Source organism: Streptosporangiales bacterium (assembly GCA_009379825.1).
Lineage (GTDB): Bacteria > Actinomycetota > Actinomycetes > Streptosporangiales > WHST01 > WHST01.
On the sequence record WHTA01000030.1, the window covers coordinates 45,060 to 59,263 of the forward strand.

Consider the following 14,204-nt stretch of genomic DNA (forward strand, 5'->3'; position numbering starts at 1 on the left):
AGCGCGTACCGGGGCGACGGCCTTGACAGACGATGAGGTCCGTCACATGATACGGGGAACGCAATCGATTGCAATGAGTCTCGGTTGTCGGGCGGTTAGCCAACGAAGGAGGCCACCCCATGCCACTGACACGGCGCGACGTGCTGCGGGCCGGGACGGCCGGCGCGGCCAGCATGGTGGTGCTCGCCGCATGCGGTACGCCGCAGAGCGAGCGGGCCAACGACTCCGACAAGCCGATCACCATCGGCATCTCGCTCCCCCTGACCGGCGACTTCTCTCAGCCGGGCAAGGAGGCGAGGCGTGGCTACGAAGTCTGGGCGAAGCTGGTCAACGCGAACGGTGGACTGCTCGATCGCAAGGTCGAGCTGAAGATCACCGACGACGCCAGCAACCAGGACACCGTGGTCAGCGACTACACCAGGCTGATCAACCAGGACAAGGTCGACCTGTTGCTCGGCACCTTCTCCTCGCTGCTGAACTACCCGGCGTCCGCGGTGGCGGAGAAGAACCAGATGCTCTACGTGGAGCCGGCCGGCGGTGATCCGAAGATCTTCAAGCGCGGCTTCAAGTACCTCATCTATGCGCAGCCAGCCATCGCGCCGAAGCAGGCCGACGTACTGGTGGACTGGGTGAAGTCGCTGCCGGAGGCGGAGCGGCCGAAGACGGTTGCGTACGCCACGCAGGACGACCCGTTCACCAAGCCGGTGATCGACACCATGCGCAAGCAGCTCGAGGATCTCGGCGTCCGTACCGTCTACAACACGGTGTATCCGCCGGACGCGACGAACTTCCAGAGCATCGCCAACTCGATAGCGGCGAAGAAGCCCGACATGATCGCGCAGGGCGCGGTCTTCGAGGACGGTGTCGGTCTCGTCCGGTCGCTCAAGCAGCTCGACTACTCGCCGGATCTCCTCTTCCAGACCTCTGCGCCGAGCAACGCGGGGCAGTACAGCGACGGCGTGGGCGTCGAGAACACCGAGGGCGTCTTCTACACGGTGAGTTGGAACGAGAAGGCGACCACCCCGAAGAACAAGGAGTTCGTCGAGCAGTACGCGAAGATGTACGACAACGCCACGCCGGCCGAGGACGCCGCAGACGCGTTCTCCGCGGCGCAGGTGTTGCAGGCGGCCGTGGAGAACGTCGGCAAGATCGACCAGAAGGCGCTTGCCGACTGGCTGCACGCGAACTCGGTGCAGACCATTCTCGGCAAGCTCAACTGGGACGAGACCGGTGCACCGCAGTCGAAGTTCCTGTTGGCGCAGTGGCAGAGCGGAAAGGTGCAGATCGTGGCGCCGTCCGGTCGGGCCACCACGGAGAAAGTGGTGCATCCCAAGCCCGGCTGGAAGTGATCGTCCGTGGCGCAGCTCGTCCAGACGGTGGTGCTCGGCCTGCTGATCGGCGGTGTCTACGCGCTGCTCGCTGCCGGGTTGACGCTGATATTCGGCGTGATGCGCATCGTCAACGTGGCACACGGCGCGTTCTTGGTGCTGGTCGCCATGCTCACCTGGTGGATGTGGCGGATGACGGGGCTCGACCCGATCCTCGGCGCGGTGATCACCACCCCGCTGATGTTCGGCTTCGGTTGGCTCGTCTACCGCACCCTCGTCCTGCGGCTGACGGGTTCTTCGCCGTCGATGTACGTGCTGCTCACGTTCGGTCTGGCGCTGACCATCGAAGGTGCCCTGAACGTGACCGCAGGCAACAGGTTCCGTTCGGCGACCCCGTCGTACTTCGAGGAGTCGTTCCGGGTGGCGGGCATCGCACTGCCGAAGGCGCAGGTCTACGGTTTCCTCGCTGCTGTTGTGGTGTTGGCGATCTTCTACGTCATGTTGTCGGTGACCTGGACCGGCAGGGCGTTGCGTGCGACGGCGCAGAATCCGTCCAGCGCCGCGCTCGTCGGAGTTGGCGCGACGACGACCGCGACCCTGGCGTTCGCGTTGGGTACGGCCACGACGGGCGTCGGTGGCTCGATCATGTCCGTGCTGTACCCGTTCTTCCCCGCGTCGCACTACGACTGGATCGCGCGGCTGCTCGGCATCATCGTGCTCGGCGGCATGGGCAGGTTGCCGGGTGCGTTGGTCGGTGCGCTGATCCTGGGCATGGCGGAGACGCTGACCGCGACGTACTGGTCGTTGCGGTGGTCCACGCTGGTCTTCTACATCGTGATCATGCTCGTGTTGTTGGTGCGGCCGCAGGGCTTGTTCGGTACTCGATTGCGGGAGGACATGGCAACGTGACGTCCCTGCGGCGGCTCCTGCGCTCGCGGCGGATCCTCGTCGCCGCGCCCCTCGTCGTGCTCGGACTGTTCCCCGTCATCCGGCCGTACGACAGCTACCCGCAGGCCGTCTTGCTGTTGGCCTTCCTGCTGGCGATCCAGGCTGTCAGTTGGAACATCATCTCCGGCTACGCCGGTTACATCTCGCTCGGGCACAGCGCCTATCTCGGCATCGGTGCCTACACCACAGGCATCGTCGGACTGCACACCGGTGTGAACCCGTTCATCGTCGCGCCGGTGGCCGGCCTGGTGGCCGTCGTGACCGCGTTCGTGGTGGGCATTGTGGTGCTTCGGACTCGTGGCCCTGCGTTCGTGATCATCACCATCGCCGTGCTGCTTGCGGCACAGATCGTTGCGTTGAACTGGTCGGGGCTGACGAGCGGCTCCGAGGGCATCACGCTGGAGATGCCGTTCTGGTCGAGCGACATCCAGAACCTGCCGTTCTACTACTTCTTCTTCGTGTTGCTGCTCGCAACGATTGCCGTGAGCGCTGCGATCAGACGCTCCAGGTTCGGTGCGGGACTCGTGGCGATACGTGAAGACGAGGGCAAGGCTGCCGCGATCGGCGTGAACACGACGCGCTACAAGGTGCTCGCCTACTGCGTGAGTACGTTCTTCATCGGGGTGGCCGGTTCGGGATACGCGTACTTCCAGACGTTCCTGAACCCGATCGGAGCGTTCAACATCCTGGCGAGCGTCATGATCGTGCTGGCGGCGCTCGTCGGTGGGCGTGGGACGTTGTGGGGGCCGGTAATCGGCGCGTTCATCGTGCAGGGCGTGAACGAGCTCGCCACGGTGACCGGTGGCGGCTCGAACGCCCGGGTGCTGATGTTCGGCGTGCTGCTCGTCGTGGTCGTTCTCTTCCTGCCGGCCGGATTGCTGCCGACGATCGAACGCTGGTGGCGTGCCAGGCATCCGGCGGAGGTCAAGTACATCGAGCAGAGCGAGGCGCTGGCGCCGACCCGGTTGGAGGTGGCGGCTTCGCCGCGTACGGACGCGGACGCTGCGTCGGAACGTCCGTTGCTCGAGGTGCGGGGAGTCAGCAAGCGCTTCGGCGGTCTCAGTGCGGTTGCGGATGCCGACCTGACCGTCGCCAGGGGCAGCATCACCGCGGTCATCGGTCCGAACGGCTCGGGCAAGACGACGTTGTTCAACCTGGTCACCGGTGCGATGCGCGCGGACGCCGGTGAGATCTGGTTCGACGGGCGCCGTATCGACCGGCTGCGGCCGTGGGCCCGCGGTCACCTCGGGCTCGGCCGAACTTTCCAGACCACCCGCCTGTTCAAGGAAATGCCCGTACTGGAGAACGTCGTCGCTCCACCTCCGGACGGGCGTTGGCGCACCATGTACGCGGGAGCGCGCGGTGGCAAGGCCGTCGATCGAGCGCGCGAGCTGCTCGCGTTCGTCGGCCTGGAAGGGCTGGCCGATGACCCGGCCGGGTCGCTCTCCTACGGCCAGCAGAAGCTGGTCGAGCTGGTGCAGGTGCTCATGATGGAGCCGAAGCTGATCCTGCTCGACGAGCCCGCCGGTGGGGTGAACCCGAGCCTTGTCGCCCGGCTGGCCGACATCGTGAGGGACCTGAACCAGCAGGGCGTCAGCTTCCTCGTGGTCGAGCACAACATCCCCATGGTGCTCGAACTCTGCGACCCGGTGGTCGTCTTCGCGCGCGGTGCGCCGATCGCCGTCGGGCCGCCGGACACCATCAGGAACGATCCGGCGGTGCTGGATGCGTACCTGGGCGAGGACTACTCGGCCGAGCAGGGATCGGTGCGGTCATGCTGACGTTCGAAGGCGTGTACGCGGGGTACGGCGGTGGTGACGTCCTGCAGGGCGTCGACTTCCACTGCACCGAAGGTTCGATCACCTGCATCGTGGGGCCGAACGGGGCAGGCAAGTCGACGGTGCTGCGCGTGATCTCCGGGCTGTTGTCGCCGCGATCCGGTGAGGTGCGGCTCGGTACACGTGCCATCGGTGGCGGCAAGCCCGACGAGATCCTGCGGCTTGGCGTCGCCCAGGTGCCGCAGGCACAGGCGTTGTTCCCTTCCATGTCGGTGCGCGAGAACGTGCTCATGGGTGGCTTCCTCATCCGCCGCGAGCGGGCGCTCCTGCGCAGCCGCTACGCGGCGGTGGAGGAACTGGTGCCGCTGGTCAAGGAGCGCCGCGGCGAGCCGGCGGGCAACTTGTCCGGTGGACAGCGCCGGATGGTCGAGATCGGCCGCTGCCTGATGCTGGAGCCCACGCTGTTGCTCCTCGACGAACCGTCCCTCGGCCTCGATCCGCGCAGTCTCGCGGCCGTCACCGAGCTGATCCGGCGCCTGAACGAAGCGGGCACCACGATGCTGCTGGTGGAGCAGAACCTGCGGCTGGGCCTCGGCTTCGCGTCGCACGGTGTGGTGATGGAAGGCGGTCGGGTGCGGTTGACCGGTCCGGCCGGCGAGGTCGCGGCCAACCCTGAGATAGCCACGCTCTACCTCGGTGGAGCACCGGCAGCTGCGACGACGGACTCGACGTAGCCAACTACGAGACGAGAGGCGGTGCGACCGATGAGCAGCGCAGTCGCTGGGCGCGCTGACACGGACGAAGGTTTCATCAGGCGCAAGGCGCTCATCGCACACAACGACGCCACGATGCGGACCGTCGTCGACGCCGGTGAGTACGGCACGTTCACGATGGACGAACCAGAAGCGCACGGTGGCACCGGCGCCGGTCCTTCGCCGCTGCAAACGGTGCTCGGCGCGCTGTGCGGTTGCGAGGCGGTGACCTTCTACCGCACCGCGGCCGAGTACGGTTTCAGCTATACGTCGATCGACTTCGAGGGCTCGTTCACCATCGACATCCGAGGCCGGTCCGGTGACCGCGCCGTGCGGCCGCACTTCCGTACCGTACGGGTGCGCGCCATCGTCGTCACCGAGGAACCGATCGAACGGTTGGCCGAGGTGGTCGAGGAGACCGAGGCCAGGTGCCCGGTCTTCAACCTCGTACGGGACGCGGATGTCGACGTCGCAGTGCAGTGGGTCCACGAACCTCCCACGTGACCGGCCGATGTCGGTCAGTGTGCGGGCATGACCGTGGCCGGTTCGATGCCGAGGTCCTCGAGGACGCAGCGCGCGGCGTTGCGGCCGGGGCGGCCGGAGACCGAGCCGCCCGGATGCGTCGTGGCGCCGGTGAGGTAGAGCCCGGGAATCGGCGTACGGTGCGTCGGCCAGCCCGGGACGATGCCGTCGTCGCCGAGGTCGAACTCGCCGCCGTGGCAGGAACCGCCGACGTTGTGCGGGTTGCGCCTGGCGAGGCTCGCGGGCGACTCGGGTACGACCGCGAGGACGTCGGACGACTGCAGCCCGATCACCCGCTTCCGTGCGACGGTCAGCAACCGTTCGGCGTACGCCTCGGTGGCGTCGTCGTCCCACGGCCGGTCGTCGGACAGTCGGGACGGCGCAGCGGTGAGCAGCTTGAGCACGCCACCAGGTGCGCGTGCCGGGTCGACGGCCGTGGCGGAGACGAGTAGCAGCCAGGGGTCGTCGGTCTCCGCGTGCCCCGCGTAGCAGCCGTCGACCTGTCGTCGCAGCCCCGCCGGTGTGCCGAGCGCACCAGCCACGGCTGTGGTAGCTCCGTCTGCCGTGCGGTAGCGGATGTCGGTACGCAACGCGACGTGCACGGCGAACAGCGCCAGTCCAGGACGCCAAGTTGCGGCCGCCTGCTGTAGGGGCGCCGGCACCGGTGTCGGCAAGAGCTCGGGCAGGTGTGCCAGGTGCGCGGACGACACCACGCCGACCGAAGCCGTAAACCTACGCCCGTCGGTGGTCTCCACGCCGACCGCGCGGCCGGCGTGGATGAGGATCCGCGCGACCTGTGCGGACGTCACCACCGTGCCGTCGTGGTCGGCGAGATGCCGGGCGAGTGCGTCCGGGAGCGCACTCGACCCGCCTACCGGTGTGGCCCACCCGTACTGCAGTCGGCCACCGGTGATGGCGGCGGGCAATGCGCCCGTCCCTGGGCGCTGCGGCGGCTGGATGGTGGCGAACGCCAGCCAGGTCATGAGCGCGCGGCTCACCGGATGGCTGAACGTGTCGTGCACGACGTCCCACGCGCTTCGCCTGCGCAGCTCCTCGTAACGGCGGCCGGCGTCGCCGGTCGGCGGGAGGCCGGCGGACCACCGGGCGTGCTGGCCGGCGAGGCAGTCGCGCCAGTCGGCCATCATCGTGCGCAGGGCGGCTGCGTCGGCAGTCGACCAGCGCGCCAGCTCGTCGGCGGTGGCGTCCACGTCGCGGTGCATCACGACCGCTTCTTCGTCCAACGGCATGACGACCGCTGGATCGGTGTGGATGTACTGCAGTCCGTAGCGGGCGAGCAGCCCCAGCTCGTCGTCGCGGATCAGTGGGTTCGACTGGACGACGACGTGGGCGCTGGAACACGAGTCGTGCCGCCAGCCGGGGAAGGTGAGCTCCTCGGTGATGGTGTCGCCGCCGAGCTGCGCGCCCGCTTCGACGACGAGCACCTGCAGGCCTGCCTCCGCGAGGTATGCCGCGCACGTGAGCGCGTTGTGGCCGCCGCCGATCACCACGATCTCCGCATCCGCCGCGGTCATGATGTGGCTCCCAAGGCGACGAGGCCGGTTGGGAACCGGTGCAGCGATTCGTAACCATGTTCCGTGATGACGACCATCTCGCCGGTCTGGACGCCGGCCTTGAGATCGGGTGTGCACACGTTCGGCTGCACCACGAGAGTGGTGCCCACCCGCAACGGCTCCGCGTGCAGTCCCGCCGGCTCGGCGTGGCGTTCGCTGAGCACCGGGGGCAGGTAGCCGCCGCCGAGCCCGTGCACTAGGTCGTCGACCGTCACGAGACCCGCCGACCGTACGGGTGCCAGGGCGGCGAGCAACTCCGCCGGCACAGCGCCCGGGCGCAGCCGCGCCAGTGCCTCGTCGCGCACTGCCTCAGCAACCTCGTGCAGTCGGTCGTAGAGCGGTGTGGGTGGCGCCGCGATGGTTGCCGTACGCAGCAGCTGTGCCGGGTAGTCGGCGCCCCATCCCGCGCTGAGCTCGAAGACGACCACCGAGCCTGGACGGGCGCGGCGCGCGGACGGCCACTGCGCCGGCACACACCGATCCGGCGCGTCCATGGCGGTCGTGGTGACGTAGCAGATGTGGTGCGTGCCACCGGCGCGCCGGTACGCGAACTCCGCTGCCGCGACCATCTCCTGTTCGCTGGCGCCGCCCGCGGCCGTGTCGAGCAGTGCGGTGGCGGCGTGGTCGGTCAACGCGGCCGCATGCCGCAGCCAGCCGAGCTCTTCTGTCGACTTGGTCATCCGGAGCCTGGTGTACGCGGTGTCGAGGCCGACGACGTCGGTGGCCCAGACGCAGACGGCGTCGCGCACCGGCCGCGGTAGCGGCCCGACCAGAGCCACTGTGCATGGTTGCCTGCCGCGGGTGAGCGCGTCGACGGTCGCCGTGGGGGTGTTGCCGTCCAGCTGCGCCACGCGGTCGCCGAGGCCCGCGGCTGCGGCCGTCCTGCGGGCGTCCGGCACGTGGTTGGGGAAGCCGACGAGCAGGTCGGCCGTCAGGTCGGGATGCAGCACCACCACCGCCTCCCTGGTGACCGGCCAGGTGGTCAACCACGGAATCGCCGTACCGGAGCGGTTGGCGCCGTACGCGACCACTGTGTCGGCTCCCGCGGCGGCCGCAGCCTCGACGAGCCGGCGCCGGCGAGCGAGCAACTCGCCGCGGCTGAACGGCGGAGGTGCGCTCGGCAGTTGGGACGTCGTTGACACAACGTCGATGATCGGCGACTATGCACACGATTGCAATAGGTGGGTGTGTCATGGACGACCGGGTGGCGTCGGCGATCGCGAACTGGGCACCGCGGTTCACCACGAACGGTGTGGCGGTCAGCGACTTCGAGCGGGTGACCCGCAGCGTCGGACGGTGGGACGACTGGTGTTCCGCATGGAGCGCCGTCGCTGCCGAACACGAGGCGCTCGCCGCGGAAGCGCTGCACGAGCAGCGGTTGCGCTCGGCCGGGCAGCATTACGCGCGGGCCGCCGTCTACTACCACTTCGCCAAGTACCTCTTCGTGCACGACCGGGCGCAGCTGCGCGAGGCGCACCAGGCGGCCGTGCGGTGCCTGGACGTGGCGCTACCTTACCTGGACCCGCCCGGGCGGCGGATCGAGATTCCGTACCGCGGGTCGAACCTGGTGGGGATCCTGCGGTTGCCGTCCGGCGCCGACGGCCCGCAACCGTTGGTAGTGCTCGTACCCGGGCTGGACTCGGCGAAGGAGGAGTTCAGGTCGACCGAGGCGCTGTTCCTGGAGCGGGGACTGGCGACGTTCAGCGTGGACGGGCCCGGGCAGGGCGAAGCCGAGTACGACCTGCCGATCCAGGGTGACTGGGAGGTGCCGGGCGAAGCGATCCTCGATGCGGTCGCCGCTCTGGCCGAGGTCGACCAGGAGCGCATGGGCGTCTGGGGCGTGAGCCTCGGTGGCTACTACGCGCCCCGCATCGCCAGTGGTGACGACCGGGTGCGGGCGTGCGTCGCACTGGCCGGACCGTACGACTTCGGTGCCTGCTGGCCGGTGTTGCCCGCGTTGACCAGGGAGGCGTTCCGGGTGCGGTCGCGATCGGCGGACGACGGGGCGGCGCGTGAGGCGGCGCACGGGCTCAGCCTCGCCGGCCGTACGTCGTCGATCAGGTGCCCGCTGCTGATCGTCACCGGGAAGCTTGACCGACTGATTCCGTACCAACATGCGCAGCGGCTCGCCGCGGAAGCCGCGGGGCCGACCACGCTACTCCTGCTCGACGACGGCAACCACGGCTGCATGAACGTTGCGGCGAAACATCGCCAGAAGACGGCGGACTGGCTGGCCACTCGGTTGCAGGCCACTTGACGCTCTCGTCGCGTCTCGTCTACCGTCGTAGCAATCGATTGCATTCATCATCGTGCGAACGAACGGGGCAAGAGGTGGACTCGATGGCCGACCGAACGCTGCCGCCGCTACGGGTCGGCTGGATCGGCACCGGCCGGATGGGCGCGCCGATGGCGCGTCGGCTCGCTCGCCGCGGGGTGGATATTACGGTCTGGAACCGCACCCGTAGCAAGGCCGAGCCGTTGCAGGCCGACGGTGCCACCGTGGTCGACGACGTCCTCGACCTCGCCGACCGCGACGTGGTGTTCACCATGGTGGCCGCCTCGGACGACCTCGCCCAGGTGCTCACGGGCAAAGGTGGCTTGCTGACCGACGCCGACGCCAAGCCCGACATCGTCGTGGACTGCTCCACCGTCTCCATCGAGACGGCCGCGGCGATGCGCGTCGCCGCGCGGGACCGGGGCGTCGAGTTCCTCGCCGCACCGGTGAGCGGGAACGGCAAGGTCGTGGAGGCGGGCAAGCTCAGCCTCGTCGCCTCGGGCGCTGAGGACGTGTTCCAGCGCGTGCAGCCGCTGCTCGAGTGCATCGGCCGGGCGGCGACGTACGTCGGGGAGGACGAGGCGGCGCATCTGGTGAAGATCTGCCACAACCTCTTCCTCGGTGTGGTCACGCAGTCGATGGCCGAGATCACAGTGCTGGCGGAGAAGGGCGGCGTCTCACGTACGGCGTTCCTCGACTTCCTCAACAACAGCGTCATGGGCTCGACGTTCACCAGGTACAAGTCACCGCAGTTCATCAAGCTCGACTACACGCCCACCTTCACGCCCGTGCTGCTCCGCAAGGACTTCGACCTCGGCTTGGCGGCGGCGAACGAGCTCGGTGTACCGATGCCGCTCGCCGCGCTGACCAAGCAGCTGGTGCAGGGCACCATCGGCCGCGGGCGGGCCGACGAGGACTTCGCCGTGCTGCTGGACCAGCAGGCCGCCAGCGCCGGGCTCGACCTGAAACCCGAGGAAGGCGACGTCGACGACGGCCTCGCAAGCGACTAAGGAGGCGATCGCATGATTGTTCCGGCGACTGCGCTCACACCCTCGCCCGGACGCATGAGTGTCGACTTCGAGGAGCGCGTCGATTTCGGGCGACTGCGCGACTACCGTCTCGGCCGGGCGCGTGCCGCGCTGGACGCGTCCGAGCTCGGTGCGCTCCTGGTGTTCGACGTGAACAACATCCGCTACCTCACGTCGACCATGATCGGTGAGTGGGCCCGCGACAAGATGGCCCGCTACGCGCTGCTGGCGCGCGAGGCCGAGCCGGTGGTGTGGGACTTCGGTTCCGCGGCCAAGCACCACCAGCTGTACGCGCCGTGGCTGCGACCGGAGAACTCACGGGCGGGGATGCTCGGCTTGCGCGGCTCCGTCGCACCCCCCGCCGGGCTCTTCGAGCTCGCCGCCCGTGAGATCAAGGAATTGCTCGAGCAGGCCGGCGTGGCAGACATGCCCGTCGGTGTGGACGTCGGCGAACCGCCGATGATCTTCGAGCTGCAACGGCTGGGTCTGGACGTCCGCGACGGGCAGCAGGTGATGCTCGACGCCAGGCAGATCAAGTCGCCGGACGAGATCGCGTTGCTTTCGACCGCCGCCTCGATGGTCGACGGCACGTACCAGACGATCGTCGACGCGCTGAAGCCCGGGATCAGGGAGAACGAAGTGGTGGCGCTGGCCAACAAGCGCCTCTATGAGATGGGCTCCGACGACGTGGAGGCGATCAACGCGGTATCGGGCGAACGCTGTAGCCCGCACCCGCACAACTTCACCGACCGGTTGATCCGGCCGGGCGACCAGGTGTACTTCGACATCATCCAGTCGTTCAACGGGTACCGCACCTGCTACTACCGCACGTTTGCGGTCGGCCGTTCCACGCAGATGCAGCGCGACGCGTACGTCAAGGCACGGGAGTGGATCGACGCGGCGATCGAAATGGTGAAGCCGGGCGTAGGTACCGACGACATCGCGCGGCTGTGGCCGCGTGCCGAGGATTTCGGCTTCCCCAGCGAGATGGCCGCGTTCGGGCTACAGTTCGGGCACGGTCTCGGGTTGGCGCTGCACGAGCGTCCGATCATCAGCCGGTTGAACTCGCTCGAGCATCCGGTGGAGCTGGAGGAGGGCATGGTCTTCGCGTTGGAGACCTACTGTCCCGCCACGGACGGCTACTCCGCCGCGCGCATCGAGGAGGAGGTCGTCGTGACCGCAGACGGCTGCCGTGTGCTCACCCTGTTCCCTGCAGAGGAGTTGTTCGTTGCCAACGCCTACTGAGCTGGGTCTGCCAGCGACCCCCGCGTTCGCGCATCACGTCGACGCCGAGACGGGGCTCCGTCTCTACACCCTGATGGTGCGCCTGCGGCGCTTCGAGAAGCGCGCGTACGACCTGTTCATGCAGAACCTGGTGAAGGGCACCAGCCACCTCTCGCTCGGCCAGGAGGCAGTCGCGGCCGCGTTCGGCGAGGCGATGCGCGCCGACGACTGGACGTTCGCGACGTACCGCGGGCACGCCCACACGCTGGCGCGCGGCACGGAGATGACGCCGGTGATGGCGGAGCTGCTCGGCCGGGGCAGCGGGCTGCTGGCCGGCAAGGGCGGCTCGATGCACCTGACCAGCGTCGAGCACGGGATGATGGGTTCGTACGCAATCGTCGGCGCCCACCTCACCATCGCGAACGGTGCGGCGTGGTCGGCGCGGCTGCGCGGTACCGACCAGGTCGCCGTCTGCTTCTTCGGCGACGGCACCACGAACATCGGTGCCTTCCACGAGGCGTTGAACCTCGCCGTGATCTGGCGGCTGCCGGTCGTCTTCGTCTGCGAGAACAACCAGTGGATGGAGTACACGGCGATCGGCGACATCACCGCCGTGCCGCGGCCGGCGGCCGACCGCGCGGGGTCGTACGGCCTGACCGGCGTGGCCGTGGACGGCAACGACGTCACGGCCATGTACGAAGCGGCCACCACGGCGCTGGGCCGGGCGCGGGCGGGCAACGGGCCGAGCCTGATCGAGGCGCAGACGTATCGGCACGGCGGGCACTCCCGTGCCGACCCGGGGAGGTACCGGCCGGCCGAGGAGATCCAGGCCTGGCTCGACCGGGACCCGGTGCCGACGTACCGGCAGCACCTGCTCGACACGGGCGTACCGGAGCAAACGGTTGCGGCGATCGACGACGACGCCACCCGCGAGATCGACACCGCGACGGAGGCCGCGAAGGCGGCGCCGGCCCCCGATGTCGCGCTGGTGGAGCAGGACGTGTGGGCGGACGGAGGCGCGGCATGGCGGAACTGACCTACCGGGAGGCGGTTGCGCGCGGCATCGCCCAGGAGCTGGAGCGCGACGAGCGGGTCGTCTTCCTCGGCGAGGACGTCGCCGCGGCCGGCGGGGTGTTCAAGACCACCGGCGGGCTGCTCGACCGGTTCGGGCCGGAACGGGTGGCCGACACACCGATCTCCGAGCAGGCGATCCTCGGCGCGGCGATGGGCGCGGCGATGACCGGCATGCGGCCGATCGCCGAGATCATGTTCTCCGACTTCCTCGCCGTGTGCTGGGACCTGGTCGCCAACGAGATCGCGAAGACCAGGTACATGACCGGCGGCCAGGTGGACCTGCCGCTGGTGATCCGTACCGCGAACGGCGGCGGGTTGCGCTTCGGCGCACAGCACTCCCAGAGCGTGGAGAACTGGGCGATGGCGGTGCCCGGCCTGAAGGTGGTGGCGCCGGCGACGCCGGTCGACGTGGTCGGGTTGCTGGCCGCCGCGGTACGCGACCCCGACCCGGTGATGTTCTTCGAGCACAAGGGCCTGTACGCGACCAAGGCCGAGGTACCGGACGGCGAGATCGTCGACGAACTGGGCACGGCACGGGTGCGCCGTACCGGCGGCGACTGCACGATCGTCGCACTGGCCGCGATGGTGCCCCGCGCACTGCAAGCCGCCGACGAACTGGCAGCCCTGGGCATCCACGCGACGGTGGTGGACGTCCGGTCGCTGGTGCCGCTGGACACCCGCACCATCCTCGACAGCGTCGCAGCCACCGGCCGCATGTTCACCGTCGAGGAGAACCCCCGCCTATGCGGCTGGGGCGCCGAGCTGGTGTCGATCGCAGTAGCCGAGACCTGGTCGGACCTGACCGCCCCACCGCAACGGATCACCACCCCGCACGTCCCCCTCCCGTCGGCGGATGCCCTAGAGGACCACGCGATCCCCTCCGTCTCTCGCATCGTGGAGACCGTCCAGAAAACAATGAGCTGACCCCGCCCTCCGCGCCCCGGTGAGTGCGGGCAGGCCATGACGTGCGGGAACCGTGCACCGCCCAGCGGCGTGGGTCGCCCGCTGACCGGCCCGCGGAAGTGGAGCCGTGCTTGACCCGGCCCGTCGCAGGGGCCCGGGCACCGACCGGCTCCGCCGGCGTGGGTCGTGCCCTGACCCGATTGCGCGGGCGTGGGCCGCGCGCACGACCTGGCCCGCCGAAGCGGGCCGTGTGCTGACCCGGTTCCGCGAGGGTGGGGTCGTGCGTTGACCCGGCCCGTCGCAGGGGCCCGGGCACCGACCGGCTCCGCCGGCGTGGGCCGCGCGCGCACTGCCCCGGCCCGCGGAAATGGGGCCGTGCGCTGACCTGGTCGGCGTGGATCGTGCGCTGACCCGGGTCCCGCCGGCGTGGGTCGTGCGCTGACGCGGTGTCGCGGCGTGGGTCGTGGCGGTCGTGCTTGACCCGGCCTGCATGGGGCCGTGTGCTGACCTGGCCACCCGCAGGGGGCCGGGCACCGACCAGGTTCCGCTGGCGTGGGCCGCGCAATGACCCGACCTGCCGGAGTGGGAACCGTGGGCCATCTAGGTCCCTCCGGCGTGGGTCGTGCGCTGAGCCGGATCCCGCTGGTGTGGGGCGTGGGTTGATTCGGTTCCGCCGGCGTGGGTCGTGTGCTGCCCCGGTCTGCGGAAGTGGGGGTCGTGCGTTGACCCGATTGTGCGGGCGTGGGTCGTGTGCTGCCCCGGTCTGCGGAAGTGGGGGTCGTGCGTTGACCCGATTGTGCG

At 69.2% G+C, this 14,204-nt stretch carries 11 protein-coding genes and 1 pseudogene; 10 read left to right on the top strand and 2 right to left on the bottom strand.

The window, feature by feature from the left end:
• Positions 1-119 precede the first annotated feature (119 nt).
• Genes GEV07_16075 through GEV07_16095 form a run of 5 tightly spaced genes read left to right on the top strand, consistent with a single transcriptional unit; the run spans position 120 to position 5,310 of the window.
• Complete coding sequence (locus GEV07_16075) at positions 120-1,349, top strand: ABC transporter substrate-binding protein (GenBank protein MQA04174.1); 1,230 nt, start codon at positions 120-122, stop codon at positions 1,347-1,349.
• Between the two features lie 6 nt (positions 1,350-1,355).
• On the top strand, positions 1,356-2,237 hold the full coding sequence (locus tag GEV07_16080) for a branched-chain amino acid ABC transporter permease (protein ID MQA04175.1): 882 nt from the start codon (positions 1,356-1,358) through the stop codon (positions 2,235-2,237).
• A gap of 32 nt (positions 2,238-2,269) precedes the next feature.
• Entirely contained in the window at positions 2,270-4,057 is a 1,788-nt protein-coding gene (locus tag GEV07_16085; GenBank protein ID MQA04176.1) for an ATP-binding cassette domain-containing protein, read from the top strand.
• Complete coding sequence (locus tag GEV07_16090; GenBank protein MQA04177.1) at positions 4,051-4,788, top strand: ATP-binding cassette domain-containing protein; 738 nt, start codon at positions 4,051-4,053, stop codon at positions 4,786-4,788. Before GEV07_16085 ends, GEV07_16090 begins: the two co-directional genes overlap by 7 nt.
• A gap of 30 nt (positions 4,789-4,818) precedes the next feature.
• Entirely contained in the window at positions 4,819-5,310 is a 492-nt protein-coding gene (locus GEV07_16095; protein ID MQA04178.1) for an OsmC family peroxiredoxin, read from the top strand.
• A gap of 14 nt (positions 5,311-5,324) precedes the next feature.
• On the opposite strand, the gene GEV07_16100 is transcribed toward GEV07_16095, so the two are convergent.
• Both GEV07_16100 and GEV07_16105 read right to left on the bottom strand, forming a co-directional pair.
• Positions 5,325-6,860: an NAD(P)-binding protein gene (locus GEV07_16100; GenBank protein ID MQA04179.1), complete on the bottom strand. Its 1,536-nt coding sequence runs from the start codon at positions 6,858-6,860 to the stop codon at positions 5,325-5,327.
• Positions 6,857-8,041 (bottom strand): M24 family metallopeptidase, encoded by a 1,185-nt coding sequence (locus GEV07_16105; GenBank protein ID MQA04180.1) that lies wholly within the window; start codon positions 8,039-8,041, stop codon positions 6,857-6,859. The genes GEV07_16100 and GEV07_16105 overlap by 4 nt, the downstream gene beginning before the upstream one ends.
• A gap of 20 nt (positions 8,042-8,061) precedes the next feature.
• Here GEV07_16105 and GEV07_16110 point away from each other — a divergent pair, with 20 nt between their 5' ends.
• The 5 genes and pseudogenes from GEV07_16110 to GEV07_16130 all read left to right on the top strand — a co-directional run bounded on the left by GEV07_16110 (position 8,062) and on the right by GEV07_16130 (position 13,424).
• The gene (locus GEV07_16110; protein ID MQA04181.1) at positions 8,062-9,156 is read left to right on the top strand and encodes an alpha/beta hydrolase; all 1,095 of its coding nucleotides are present in this window, start codon (positions 8,062-8,064) and stop codon (positions 9,154-9,156) included.
• 107 nt (positions 9,157-9,263) lie between these two features.
• Positions 9,264-10,184 (top strand): annotated as a pseudogene (locus GEV07_16115) (NAD-binding protein).
• A gap of 12 nt (positions 10,185-10,196) precedes the next feature.
• On the top strand, positions 10,197-11,447 hold the full coding sequence (locus GEV07_16120; protein MQA04182.1) for a M24 family metallopeptidase: 1,251 nt from the start codon (positions 10,197-10,199) through the stop codon (positions 11,445-11,447).
• A 73-nt stretch (positions 11,448-11,520) separates the two neighbouring features.
• Positions 11,521-12,462, top strand: a complete 942-nt coding sequence (locus GEV07_16125) for a pyruvate dehydrogenase (acetyl-transferring) E1 component subunit alpha (GenBank protein ID MQA04183.1) — start codon at positions 11,521-11,523, stop codon at positions 12,460-12,462.
• Entirely contained in the window at positions 12,450-13,424 is a 975-nt protein-coding gene (locus GEV07_16130) for an alpha-ketoacid dehydrogenase subunit beta (protein ID MQA04184.1), read from the top strand. Before GEV07_16125 ends, GEV07_16130 begins: the two co-directional genes overlap by 13 nt.
• Positions 13,425-14,204 lie beyond the last annotated feature (780 nt).

Excerpts from the sequence above, each read along its gene's own strand:
- GEV07_16130 (MQA04184.1), top strand. The coding sequence starts at position 12,450 with ATGGCGGAACTGACCTACCGGGAGGCGGTTGCGCGCGGCATCGCCCAG.
- GEV07_16120 (MQA04182.1), top strand. The coding sequence starts at position 10,197 with ATGATTGTTCCGGCGACTGCGCTCACACCCTCGCCCGGACGCATGAGT.
- GEV07_16110 (MQA04181.1), top strand. The coding sequence starts at position 8,062 with ATGCACACGATTGCAATAGGTGGGTGTGTCATGGACGACCGGGTGGCG.
- GEV07_16075 (MQA04174.1), top strand. The coding sequence starts at position 120 with ATGCCACTGACACGGCGCGACGTGCTGCGGGCCGGGACGGCCGGCGCG.
- GEV07_16125 (MQA04183.1), top strand. The coding sequence starts at position 11,521 with ATGGTGCGCCTGCGGCGCTTCGAGAAGCGCGCGTACGACCTGTTCATG.
- GEV07_16090 (MQA04177.1), top strand. The coding sequence starts at position 4,051 with ATGCTGACGTTCGAAGGCGTGTACGCGGGGTACGGCGGTGGTGACGTC.
- GEV07_16095 (MQA04178.1), top strand. The coding sequence starts at position 4,819 with ATGAGCAGCGCAGTCGCTGGGCGCGCTGACACGGACGAAGGTTTCATC.
- GEV07_16100 (MQA04179.1), bottom strand. The coding sequence starts at position 6,860 with ATGACCGCGGCGGATGCGGAGATCGTGGTGATCGGCGGCGGCCACAAC.